Here is a 10,317-nt window from a genome sequence, read left to right as displayed (position 1 = left end):
AACACCTCACCGGGCGCGCCGGGGTCACGGCGCGCCGACGCCAGCACCGCCGCCGACAGCGCCCGCGGCTCGCCGGACTCCGCGTCCAGCAGCAGTAACTCCTCCTCCACACCCACCGTGCGCAAGAGTCTCCTTCCCGGCCGCCGAGGGGTCGCGGACGCGCCGTCAGGCGAGCACCGAGTCGTCCAGCGGACGGGCCCCCGGCAGTCGCAGCCGGGCCGCGATCAGCGCCGCGTCGACGTCCCGCGTGCCGGTCGCCACGCAGAGCGTGTACGCGACGTCCGCCGTCCGGCGCCGCACCTCGGGGTCCTCGGGGTCGAGCAGCGTCAGCGTCTCGTAACGGTCGACCAGGTCGTTCAGCACGGCGGGGTGGGCCAGCAGCACGTTGTCCTCCTGTGGGGGCGGGGGGCACGGGATCAAGCCGTGTACCTGGCTGCCGCCTACCCCGACTTCGTCCGGGCACGCAACGGCGGTACGGCCCGCGATCAGCGGCGGGTCCGCTCCGGCAGGGCGGTGACGATGATCTCGCGGGTCGCCGTGCTGTCCTCGACCGTGCGGAAGCCGGCCAGGGCCAGCGCGTCCAGCACGGCCCGGTGGAGGGGACGGCGATGCGTCCCGGCCGGCGTCCCGGCCGGCCAGAACGCCGCCGGGCCGGTGCCGAGCAGGGTGTCCCAGTGCACCACCACGCCACGGGGACCCGCCTCCACCACGGGACGGTCGTCGTCGCTGTCCTGCCGGGCGAGCGGCAGGCCCGCGTCCAGCAGGGCCAGGCACACCGCCGTGTACAGGCGCCGGACGTCCGCGCCGAGCCGGTGCGCCGACGGGCGGGACGGGGTGAGCGCCCCGCGGTTGCCGGTGAGGTCGAGCAGCCGCAGCACGGTGTCGCTCGCGGCGGTCACCGTCAGCGTCCGGTGCGCGGCCAGGGCGCGGTTGCGCAGCTCCAGCAGGGCGTTCAGCCCTGCGCCGTCGCAGCCGGTGACGTCGCGCAGGTCCAGGTCGAGGCCGTCCCCCGCCTCCAGGGCGGCGAACAGGGCGCGGCGCAACTCCGGCGCGGTCCCGGCGTCGAGCTCCCCGATCACGACGGCCTCGGTGCGCGCTGTGCCGCCGGGACCAAGCAGGACGGTCAGTCGCGTCGGGGAATCGTGCCGCCCGGCGGGTTCGGGTCCCGCGGGAACGGAGTGCACCCGCAGATCGGGAGACCGGTCCGACATGCCGTACCTCCTGCACTTTCGCTGCGCGCCGGTGCGTGCGCCACCACGGCGTGGAGTGATCGGAAGACATGAACGACACCCGGGGGCCCGCATGAACATTTCCGGGCAAAGGGGTGTCATCAGAATGATAAGTGCTGGCGGGCACGTTGGCGCCCGGTGTGCGGGGAGGGCCCGCCCCCGCGCGTTTCGGGGCATCCCGCCGGGACGCCCCGCGACGGGGGCCGTCACCGGACAGGCCTGCGGCCGGGCACCGGCAGGAGAGGGGGGTCCCGGTGCCCCGGCCGCCATCTTCCGACCGCGTGACGCGGGTGCCCCCGATCCGCCCCCGCAAACGGCGGCGCCGGCGGTCCCGGCTGACGCACCGGACTCCCGCCGGGCTGCTCTCCGGCCGTCCGGCCGCGTTTGCTAGCCTCCGGCCCCATGAGCGGTGCGGACGATCGGTGGGCGGGGCTGCGGAAACGGGTGACGGGGCTGGAGAAGCCGCTCACACCCGGCGAACTGGCCGAGCTGGAGGAGCAGATCGGCGTACGCCTGCCCGAGGAGTACCGGCGGTTCCTGCTCCTCGTCGGCGCCGGCGGGTCCGGCCCGGCCTACGGGGTGTTCCCGGTCCGGCGCGGTGAGGACGGCCGCTGGGCGTGGCATGGCGACGGCGCCGACCTCACGGACCTGGACCGGCTGGCCGAACCGTTCCCCACGACACGGGTGACGGCCGCGGAACTCGCCGCGATGGCTGCCGCCTGTCCGGAGGAGGAGGACTTCGAGGACATCGAGGAGTTCGACGCCGCCTACGAGGCCTGGGACGAGCGCTGGGCACCCCTGTTGTGGGGCGACGACCGCACGGTGGGCGCCATCTGCCTGTGCCATCTGGGCTGCGCGCTGCGGCAGTGGCTGGTGGTCTCGGGCCCGGCGGCCGGTCAGATCTGGGACGACGAACGAACCGACGACCTCGACCTCCGCCCGGCCATCGGCCCCGACGGCGCCCCGCTCACCTTCGCCACCTGGTACGACGCGTGGCTACGCGAGTCCACCGGCACGGCGTGACCCCCGGACCCCGACGCGTGCGCGTGCCGCGTCCCGTACGCGGCCGCGGACCACGACCCGCGCACGAGGCTCGACTCCGGCACGGGCCTCGGCCACGACGCGAGGTCTCGCAGCGTGCGTCAGGCTTGCCTGCGGCGTGACGGCGGACCCGCTTCGATCGGGGCGTGAGCCCGGTGGCACGAGGCTCGGCCCCGACCGGCACGTGAGCCGGGACCACGACGCGTGCCTGAGCCGGGACCACGAGGAACGGCTTGACCCGGGCGCGCGGTTCGGCCTCGGCCTGGGTGCCGACTCGGCTGCGGCTTCGATCGGGGCGTGAGCCCGGCGGCACGAGGCTCGGCCCCGACCGGCGCATGAGGCGGGACCACGACGGGTGCCCCGACCCGTGCGCCGGCCGCGATGCCGACCAGTGCGCGAGTGCCGGCCACGACGTCGGCCTCCATGCGGGGTTCGATCCCTGCGTGGGACCCGGGCCGCGACGGCCTCGGCGCGCGGAGGAGCGTCAACCCCGGTGGCGCCTCAACCGGGCCAGACCCCGGTGAGGCGCCTCGTGGCGGTCGCGCCCGCGCGCTCGACCGACGCCTTGACGAAGGCGAAGATCGCCCCCTGCAGCGCCGCCGCGGTCAGCACCTCCGCCCAGGAGCGGTCCTCGTCGGTGGCGCCGGGGGCGTCCTGTTCGTGGCCGAGGGTTTTCCACGCCCGCCTGAACAGCGCGCTCGCGATCAGCCCGGAGACCGCGCCCAGGGTCATGCCCACGGGCTTGTAGACGATTGTGGACGCCTTCACCCGCGCCTCCTCCTGGCGCGGCGCACCAGCAGCAGCACCCCCATCGCCGCGCCGGCGCCCAGCAGCGGCCCGCGGTGTGCCCGGGCGGCCCGGCCGGCCTGCTTGGCCTGCGCCCGTACGAGCGGTGCCTTGGCGCGGGCGAGCCGCCCGGTGCGCGCGGCCCGCAGCCGCAACCGCCCGGCCGCCTTCACGGCCTTGTCCCGGGCCGGGCCCGGGGTCTTCTCCCGGACCAGCTCGCCTATCCGCGACGCCGCCTCGTGCGCCTTGGCGCCGGCCTGGCCCGCCCGTTCCGCCAGGCGGCCCGTGACGTCGGTCTTCGCCGTCAGCGCCGCGACGGTGCGGCCCAGTTCCTCGCGCGTCGCCTCGACCCGCTCCCGCAGGTCGTCGGTCGTGGGTGACTTGTCGCTCGTCATCGGTGTGCCCTTTCCCTGAGTTCCGCCGTGTCCGTCCTGACGTTCTCGACGGGGGCCTCCGGCGCCGGCGGGGCGACCAGGGCCTCCACCTGCCTCCGTCCGCCCGGCGTGCTCGCCGCCCCTCACTGCGCGCCTTCCCGCTACCTCCCGGCTCACGCGTGATCACGATCCTGACGGTGCCTCAGGCGATGTGCGCGGGCCGTGGGTTCGGCAGGATGGGGGCCATGAAGACTTCCTCCACGCCGCCGTCGGCCTCCTGCGCGGGATCCACGCTCTCCCTCTGGTCGCAGGACTCGGTCCTCTCCATCGGGTCGGTGGGCTCCGTGCTCTCCATCGGCTCCGTCGGCTCGGTGCTGTCCGTCGGCTCGGTCGGCAGCGCCCTGTCCGCCGCGTCCGTCGGTTCCGCCCTGTCCCTGCTGTCCGGCGGCTCCTGGCTGAGCCTGGGCTCACTGCTGTCCGCCCAGTCGCGCTGGTCGGTGCTGTCCTGGCGCTCCTCGCGCGGCTTCCGGGCCGCGGGCACGGCCGCCGCCCTCGCCGGTACGGCCGCGCTGGTGCTGATGGCGCGTACGGCGGGGGAGCGGCCAGCGGAGTGATCGCGGGCCCGCCCGGCGTGCCGCGCCGGGGCCCCGGCCGGGTCCCGGGGTTTGGATGGGGGCGGCCGCCGACCGGTGGCCGTCGCGTCCGAACCGGAGGCCGTCGTGCGTGTGCGCCCTGTCGCTGTGTCCGTCCTGTCCGCGGCGATGCTGCTGGCCGTGACGCCCTCCGTCCGTGCCGCCGACGGCTGGACCCCGCACCGTGACGGCGGGCGGAGCGTGCGGCTCGCCGTGTACGACTCCGGGCGCGTCGGCCACGCCGTGATCACCGTCCACCGGGCCGGGCGCGGCTGGGAGGTCGACGCCCTCGTCACCAAGGAGGTCGACGACCCGGGCTGCCTCTACCTCGCCACCGACGACGGCGCGTACGACGGCCCGGGCCGGGAGATCGGCGCGCAGTGCGGCTCCGCGGACACCACCACCCGCATGATCAGCCACACGGAGTTCCGCCGGCTGGTCCTCGGCTGGGTCGACGGGGACGGCGTCCCCGTCAGCCGGCGCAGCGTCAGGCTCTGACCCCTACGCCTCGTCCGCCGCACCGCGACCCCGCCCGCACCGCGATCCCGCCGGAACCGCTGGTCCGCGACCCTCCCGATGCGGTACGACTGCACGATGGACTGTGAGCGTTGCCTGGAACCCGTGATCGAGGGACCGGAGGGCGGCTACGTGTGCGGCCTCTGCCTCTTCACGGTGGAACCCCCCGGGTACAACAAGCGCCGGGAGGAAGGGCTCCGGGCCGTCGCGGCCGAACGCCGCCGGCGAACCCTGGAACGCCGCTCCCGCAAGGGGATGCCGGTCTGACACGATGTCCGACCGGCCCCCGGCGCATCGGCCCCCGGGTCACCCGCCGCCCGAGGACCCGGAACCCGCGGCCTGGCGGGCCCGCGACGTCCTGCCGCTGAACGGCCTCGACGCGGGCGCTCCGTTCGACGACCTGCGGCCGCTCGAACGGTCGTTGCGCGGGGTGCGGATCGTGGGCCTGGGCGAGGCGACGCACGGCACGGGCGAGTTCTTCCGGCTCAAGCACCGCCTGCTGGAGTTCCTCGTCACCGAACTCGGCTTCTCCGTCCTGGCGATGGAGGCCAGTGCGTCGGCCGGGCCCGCCGTCGACGCCTGCGTGCGGCGGGGCGTGGGCGACCCCGTGGCCGCGCTGGGCGGCCTGGGGTTCTGGATCTGGCGCACCCACGAGGTGCTCTCCACCCTGGAGTGGCTGCGCGCCCACAACGGGACGCGGCCCGAGGACGGCCGGGTGCGATTCGTGGGCATCGACCCGCAGCGGTGCGGCGACTCCCTGGGGCTGCTCGAAGCCTTCCTGCTGCGGACCGCTCCGCACCGGGTCGCGTGGCTGCGCACGGCGTTCGGCACGCTCGCCGCGGCCGCCCCCGGATCGGCGCCGGACCCCCGGCAGCGCCTCATGCGCGACGCCGAGGCGCTGGTGGAACTGGTGCGGGGGCTCGCGCCCGGGGCCGCCGTGCCGCTCCGGCACGCACGGATCCTCGTCCGGGCCGCCGACCTGGTCACCCGGCCCCGGCAGCACCGGGACCCGGAGCGCACCGTCGCCGCCGCCCGGGACCGGTTCATGGCCGACGCCGTCGACGACGTCCTGCGCGACCCGGCCGCCCGGGTCGTGCTCTGGGCCCACAACGCGCACATCGCCAAAGCCCGCCACGACGGCGGCCCCGCACCCCTGGGCCGGCACCTCCACGCCCGGTACGGGGACGCCTACTACGCCCTCGCCCTGCTGTTCGGCCAGGGCGGTTTCCGGGCCCGCAGGCTCCGGCCGGGCCCCTGGGGCGCGGCCCGTCCGCGGCCGCCCGTCGCGCACCGGATCGGCCCCCCGCCACCGGGCTCCCTCGAGGCGCTGCTCGCCGCCGCGCACCCGGGCGACCACCTCGTGGACCTGCGGGCCGCGGCGGAGGCCGGCCCGGACGTACGGCGACGGCTCGCCGAGGGCCTTCCCGCACGGTCCATCGGCGCGCTGGTGCCCCGCAGGATCGACCGTCTCACCCCGGTCACCGTCGTGCCGGCCGAGGACTACGACGGCCTCGCCTACGTGGCGACCTCGACCTGCTCCACGCCGCTGCCGCCGCCCGCGTGACCCGGATCACCGTCCTGACCTGCATAGTGAGCCGGCCCCCCGCGTCTTTCACATGACGTAAGGGCGGATCACTCGGTGCCGGAGCCGGGCCACACCGCCCACAGCCCGGCCGCGCAGAGCGCGGCGCGATGGCCGCCGAGACGCGCGGTGACGGCGTACACGCCGAGGGCGGCGACGAAGGAGGCGGCGTTGGTGGCCTGGGGGCCGGCCGGGACGCCGACGCGGACGCCGACCCCGGCGGCGGGACCCGGACCGTGCCCACGGGGTCGCGTCATTCCCGCCACACCGGGCAAACGGCACATATGGGTCTCCAGCGGCGCATCGCCGACCTGTGGCAGCCGTGGCAGCCGGGCCACGCGCTGGTGTCGATACCGCTCGGCCTGATCGTCGCGATCACCGCCGCGGACCTGGTCGCACCCAGCAACGTGCACCTCGGGCCGCTGCTCGTCGTCGCGCCCGCCGTGACCCCGTGGTTCGCGGGCACCGGGCTCACGGCGGTCATCGGAGGGCTGGCCGTGGCCGCGCAGGCGCTGATCTCCGTGCTGCGCGGCGGCTTCACCGGCAACCACCAGGCGCAGATCGTCGCCCTGGCCGTGATCACGGTGCTGCTGGTGGGCATGTGCCGCAGGCGCGAGTGCCGGAGGCGGGAACTGGAACGCGTACGTTCCGTCTCCGAGGCCACGCAGCGCGTCGTCCTGCGCCCGCTGCCGCACCGGATGGGCCCGCTGCGGATCGCCTCGCTCTACCTGGCGGCGGAGCACGACGCCGACATCGGCGGCGACCTCTACGCCGCCACCCGAAGAGGCTCCGGCACCCGCCTGATCATCGGGGACGTCCGCGGCAAGGGCCTGACGGCCATCGGGGACGCCTCCGCGCTGATGGGCGCCTTCCGGGAGGCCGCGCACCGCTGCGCCGACCTCCTGGACCTCGGCGACAGCCTGGAGACGAGCATCTGCAGGCACCTGGCCGAGCACGCGGAAGAACACGCCGAACGCGCCGCGCGCACGGACGACCCCGGCGACGCGGAGCCGGCCAGGGCCGCCAGTGCCGCCAGTGCCCCAGGGCCGGCGACCGGCCGCGCCCGGCGGCCCGCCGACGAGGTCGCCGGCGAGTTCAGCGAGCATTTCGTCACCGCGCTCGTGCTCGACATCGAGGACGAGGACGCCGGCGCCCGGATGATCAACTGCGGCCATCCGCCGCCCCTCCTGCTGCGCGACGGCGAGGTGCGCACCCTTCACGCCGACCACCCGGCACCGCCGCTGGGCATGTGCGGACTGCCCAGGGAACACTTCACGACCGACACCTTCACCTTCGAGGACGACGACACCCTCCTGCTGCACACCGACGGCGTGCTCGAGGCCCGGTCACCCGACGGCTCCTTCTACCCGCTCGCCGAGCGCGTCGCCCTGTGGGGCGGCAGCGGCCCCGAGGCGCTGCTCCGGCACCTGCGCGACGACCTGGTCCGCCACGTCGGCGGGCCGCTGCGCGACGACGCGGCGATGGTGGTGATCCAGCGCTCGCCCAAGCTCATCGGCGACCACCACGTGCACCACGTACGGGAGCGGGAACGCGACCACGTCGACGCCGCTCCCCGGGCCGTCGCACGGCGCGTCGTCCGTGACCCGGATTCGTAGCGGGACGTTAGACCCGGGCGCCGTACCTCGTCCCCGTCCGGGGCTTTTCCGCTGGAGCCGCCCATGCCGCCGACCCCCGCCGCGCCCGCGCCCGCACCCGCGCCCGCGCCCGGGCCCCCGTCCGCCCGGAAGCCCGGCAAGCGCCGCCTCGCCCTCGTGGGAGGCTCGCTGGGCAATCTCGTCGAGTGGTACGACTGGTTCGTCTACGCCGGCTTCGCCGTCTACTTCGCCGACTCCTTCTTCCCCGGCGGCAATCCGACCACCCGGCTGATGAACACCGCCGGCATCTTCGCGGTCGGCTTCCTCATGCGCCCCGTCGGCGGCTGGGTGCTGGGCCGCGCCGCCGACCGCCACGGCCGCAAGAGCGCGCTGACCCTCACCGTCACCATGATGTCGGTCGCCGCCCTGCTGATCGCGGTCGCCCCGACGTACGGGCAGGCCGGCTACGCCGGAGCGCTCGTCCTGCTGTTCGCCCGGCTGCTGCAGGGCATGAGCATCGGCGGCGAGTACGCGGCCAGCGCGACCTACCTCACCGAGGCCTCGGCCCGGAACCGGCGCGGCTTCGGCTCGTCCTTCCAGTACGTGTCGATGACGGCCGGTCAGCTGCTGGGCCTGGCGGTCCTGATCGTCCTCCAGCACGTGCTGACCGACGCCCAGTTGCACACGTGGGGCTGGCGCGTTCCCTTCGCCCTGGGCGCGGTCTTCGCGGTGGTGGTCTTCTGGATCCGGCGCAGCCTGGAGGAGACCGACGCCTTCGCCGAGGAGGCCGGGTCCGGGGACGACGCCCGGGGCTCGCTCCGGCTGCTGTGGGAGCACCGGCGCCAGGCGCTCCTGGTCATGGCGCTCACCCTGGGCGGCACCGTCGCCTACTACACGTACACGACCTACCTCACCAAGTACCTGATCGGCAGCGCCGGCATGGCCAAGAACACCGCCACCCTGGTGAGCTTCACCGCGCTGTCCGTCTTCGCGCTGCTCCAGCCCCTGGCGGGGGCGCTCTCCGACCGGATCGGCCGCAGGCCGCTGCTGATCACCTTCGCGGTGGGGTGCACCCTCGGCACTTACCCGATCATGACGGCGCTCGGCTCGGCCTCCTCGTACTGGCCCGCGCTCGGGCTCACGCTGGCGGCGCTCGTCATGGTCACGGGCTACACCTCGATCAACGCCGCCGTGAAGGCCGAGTTGTTCCCCACCCGGGTGCGGGCGCTGGGCGTGGCGCTGCCGTACGCGGTCGCCAACGCGCTGTTCGGCGGCACCGCCGAGTACGTGGCCCTGTGGTTCAAGGACGCGGGCCACGAGTCGGCCTTCTTCTGGTACGTGTCGGCGTGCGCGTTCGTCTCCCTCGTCACGTACGTCCTCATGCCCGACACCAGGAACGCGGCGCTCAGCCGCGCCGAGGAGACGCCCGACGACCGCGAGCCCCGGACCGCCCGCTCCCCGGCCGACGGAGTGGTGCCGCAGGCGTAGGCCGGGGCGGCGCGTCATGGTGACGCCGGTCATGCGTGCGGTGGGGTCCGGGCGGCCGCCATGCGGCGCCACGATGCCGGGGACACGCCGTAGGTCGCGCGGAAGACCCGGCTGAAGTGTGCCGGGCCGGCGAAACCCCGCCGCCGCGCGATCGTCTCCACCGTCAGTCCCGCCAGTTCGGGACGCGTGAGGTCGTCGAGGCCCGCCTCCAGCCGCTGACGGCGGATCGACCGGCCGACGGTCAGGTCCTCGTCCTGGAACAGCTTGTGCAGGTAGCGCACGGAGACGTGGTGGGCGGCCGCGATCAGGGCCGGGGAGAGATCCGGATCATTGAGGTGCGTCCTGATGTAGCCGCGGACGAGTAGCCGCAGTGTCTCCTCCGCGGTCGGCGAGACATCGGCGCCGAGCCGCCCCTCGTGCGCCCCCAGCGCGGTGAGGACGTCGACCATCCCCCGCTCCAAGTAGTGGTGCGTACCCGACAGGCAGGCGTTGGACTCCGCCGCCAGGGCGAGCCTGCTCACGAACGAGGCGAGGATGCCGCCGATGTCGTGCGTCGCCGGGTACGCCCGGCCGATGACCCGGGCCAGGTACGCGTCGGGGACGTCCAGCATCTCCAGGGGTATCGCGGCGATGTTCTGCCGGAAACCGCCGGGAAAGTCGCGGAGGAAGGGCCGTCGTGAGTCGACGAGGACGATCTCACCGGGCGTGAGGAGCGTCTCCCGGCCGTCCTGGGCCACGACGCTGTTCCCCGCTTCCTGCAGGCTCACGATGAGCGCGGCACTGGAGTCGTTGGCGATGGTCCCCCGCGTCCGGGTCATCCGCTGGGGACCGGCCTCGACGTGGCCTATGTGGACGGCGCCCACAGACGCCAGCCAGAGGGATCCGCGTACCGCCCCCTCGTCGTGGGTCCGGATCTCGAACCGGGTGAAGGCCTGCTGGACGGCGTCCCGCCAGTACTCCGCCCGCTCGTCGGGGGGAAGTGCCTCGGTGTCGAATGCCTTGTGCCATGGCGTCAGTTGGAGTGCACGGGGCCGCGGGGCCTCCTGCGCACACGACCATCGGATCATCTGATAC

At 74.8% G+C, this 10,317-nt stretch carries 13 protein-coding genes and 1 pseudogene; 7 read left to right on the top strand and 7 right to left on the bottom strand.

Annotation, left to right across the window (positions count from 1 at the left end; all coding sequences use genetic code 11):
• The 3 genes and pseudogenes from ACFZAU_RS32255 to ACFZAU_RS32245 form a co-directional block, all read right to left on the bottom strand.
• Positions 1–125: pseudogene (locus ACFZAU_RS32255) on the bottom strand (carboxylate--amine ligase); the annotation flags it as partial.
• 40 nt (positions 126–165) lie between these two features.
• A complete protein-coding gene (locus ACFZAU_RS32250; protein ID WP_499610089.1) occupies positions 166–384 on the bottom strand; it encodes a DUF5133 domain-containing protein in 219 nt (72 codons plus the stop codon).
• Between the two features lie 101 nt (positions 385–485).
• On the bottom strand, positions 486–1,211 hold the full coding sequence (locus ACFZAU_RS32245; protein ID WP_500555091.1) for an STAS domain-containing protein: 726 nt from the start codon (positions 1,209–1,211) through the stop codon (positions 486–488).
• A gap of 420 nt (positions 1,212–1,631) precedes the next feature.
• Between ACFZAU_RS32245 and ACFZAU_RS32240 the strand changes: the two genes are divergently transcribed.
• Positions 1,632–2,252 (top strand): SMI1/KNR4 family protein, encoded by a 621-nt coding sequence (locus tag ACFZAU_RS32240; RefSeq protein WP_500555090.1) that lies wholly within the window; start codon positions 1,632–1,634, stop codon positions 2,250–2,252.
• 519 nt (positions 2,253–2,771) lie between these two features.
• Here the strand turns inward: ACFZAU_RS32240 and ACFZAU_RS32235 are convergent.
• Complete coding sequence (locus ACFZAU_RS32235) at positions 2,772–3,038, bottom strand: DUF4235 domain-containing protein (protein ID WP_500555089.1); 267 nt, start codon at positions 3,036–3,038, stop codon at positions 2,772–2,774.
• Positions 3,035–3,451, bottom strand: coding sequence for a DUF3618 domain-containing protein (locus ACFZAU_RS32230; RefSeq protein ID WP_500555088.1), 417 nt, complete (start codon positions 3,449–3,451; stop codon positions 3,035–3,037). Before ACFZAU_RS32230 ends, ACFZAU_RS32235 begins: the two co-directional genes overlap by 4 nt.
• Before the next feature lie 224 nt (positions 3,452–3,675).
• Between ACFZAU_RS32230 and ACFZAU_RS32225 the strand changes: the two genes are divergently transcribed.
• The 4 genes from ACFZAU_RS32225 (at position 3,676) to ACFZAU_RS32210 (ending at position 6,142) form a co-directional block, all read left to right on the top strand.
• A complete protein-coding gene (locus tag ACFZAU_RS32225) occupies positions 3,676–4,044 on the top strand; it encodes a hypothetical protein (RefSeq protein WP_500462510.1) in 369 nt (122 codons plus the stop codon).
• 126 nt (positions 4,045–4,170) lie between these two features.
• Positions 4,171–4,560, top strand: a complete 390-nt coding sequence (locus ACFZAU_RS32220; protein WP_500555087.1) for a hypothetical protein — start codon at positions 4,171–4,173, stop codon at positions 4,558–4,560.
• 96 nt (positions 4,561–4,656) lie between these two features.
• A complete protein-coding gene (locus ACFZAU_RS32215; RefSeq protein WP_500555086.1) occupies positions 4,657–4,845 on the top strand; it encodes a hypothetical protein in 189 nt (62 codons plus the stop codon).
• 4 nt (positions 4,846–4,849) lie between these two features.
• The gene (locus ACFZAU_RS32210; RefSeq protein WP_500555085.1) at positions 4,850–6,142 is read left to right on the top strand and encodes an erythromycin esterase family protein; all 1,293 of its coding nucleotides are present in this window, start codon (positions 4,850–4,852) and stop codon (positions 6,140–6,142) included.
• A 68-nt stretch (positions 6,143–6,210) separates the two neighbouring features.
• On the opposite strand, the gene ACFZAU_RS32205 is transcribed toward ACFZAU_RS32210, so the two are convergent.
• Positions 6,211–6,417 (bottom strand): hypothetical protein, encoded by a 207-nt coding sequence (locus ACFZAU_RS32205; RefSeq protein ID WP_500555098.1) that lies wholly within the window; start codon positions 6,415–6,417, stop codon positions 6,211–6,213.
• Positions 6,418–6,444: 27 nt separating this feature from the next.
• Here ACFZAU_RS32205 and ACFZAU_RS32200 point away from each other — a divergent pair, with 27 nt between their 5' ends.
• Together ACFZAU_RS32200 and ACFZAU_RS32195 are read left to right on the top strand one after the other, a co-directional pair.
• Positions 6,445–7,776 (top strand): PP2C family protein-serine/threonine phosphatase, encoded by a 1,332-nt coding sequence (locus ACFZAU_RS32200; RefSeq protein ID WP_500555084.1) that lies wholly within the window; start codon positions 6,445–6,447, stop codon positions 7,774–7,776.
• A gap of 63 nt (positions 7,777–7,839) precedes the next feature.
• A complete protein-coding gene (locus ACFZAU_RS32195; RefSeq protein WP_500555083.1) occupies positions 7,840–9,243 on the top strand; it encodes an MFS transporter in 1,404 nt (467 codons plus the stop codon).
• 29 nt (positions 9,244–9,272) lie between these two features.
• Here the strand turns inward: ACFZAU_RS32195 and ACFZAU_RS32190 are convergent, their stop codons facing one another.
• On the bottom strand, positions 9,273–10,310 hold the full coding sequence (locus ACFZAU_RS32190; RefSeq protein ID WP_500555082.1) for an AraC-like ligand-binding domain-containing protein: 1,038 nt from the start codon (positions 10,308–10,310) through the stop codon (positions 9,273–9,275).
• Positions 10,311–10,317 lie beyond the last annotated feature (7 nt).

The organism is Streptomyces sp. NPDC008238 (genome assembly GCF_042956445.1).
Classification (GTDB): domain Bacteria; phylum Actinomycetota; class Actinomycetes; order Streptomycetales; family Streptomycetaceae; genus Actinacidiphila.
The sequence above is the reverse complement of the archived record's forward strand: the minus strand, read 5'-3'. Positions and strand labels throughout refer to the sequence as shown.

Excerpts from the sequence above, each read along its gene's own strand:
- ACFZAU_RS32230 (WP_500555088.1), bottom strand. The coding sequence starts at position 3,451 with ATGACGAGCGACAAGTCACCCACGACCGACGACCTGCGGGAGCGGGTC.
- ACFZAU_RS32190 (WP_500555082.1), bottom strand. The coding sequence starts at position 10,310 with ATGATCCGATGGTCGTGTGCGCAGGAGGCCCCGCGGCCCCGTGCACTC.
- ACFZAU_RS32215 (WP_500555086.1), top strand. The coding sequence starts at position 4,657 with ATGGACTGTGAGCGTTGCCTGGAACCCGTGATCGAGGGACCGGAGGGC.
- ACFZAU_RS32240 (WP_500555090.1), top strand. The coding sequence starts at position 1,632 with ATGAGCGGTGCGGACGATCGGTGGGCGGGGCTGCGGAAACGGGTGACG.
- ACFZAU_RS32200 (WP_500555084.1), top strand. The coding sequence starts at position 6,445 with ATGGGTCTCCAGCGGCGCATCGCCGACCTGTGGCAGCCGTGGCAGCCG.
- ACFZAU_RS32205 (WP_500555098.1), bottom strand. The coding sequence starts at position 6,417 with ATGACGCGACCCCGTGGGCACGGTCCGGGTCCCGCCGCCGGGGTCGGC.
- ACFZAU_RS32210 (WP_500555085.1), top strand. The coding sequence starts at position 4,850 with ATGTCCGACCGGCCCCCGGCGCATCGGCCCCCGGGTCACCCGCCGCCC.
- ACFZAU_RS32225 (WP_500462510.1), top strand. The coding sequence starts at position 3,676 with ATGAAGACTTCCTCCACGCCGCCGTCGGCCTCCTGCGCGGGATCCACG.
- ACFZAU_RS32195 (WP_500555083.1), top strand. The coding sequence starts at position 7,840 with ATGCCGCCGACCCCCGCCGCGCCCGCGCCCGCACCCGCGCCCGCGCCC.
- ACFZAU_RS32245 (WP_500555091.1), bottom strand. The coding sequence starts at position 1,211 with ATGTCGGACCGGTCTCCCGATCTGCGGGTGCACTCCGTTCCCGCGGGA.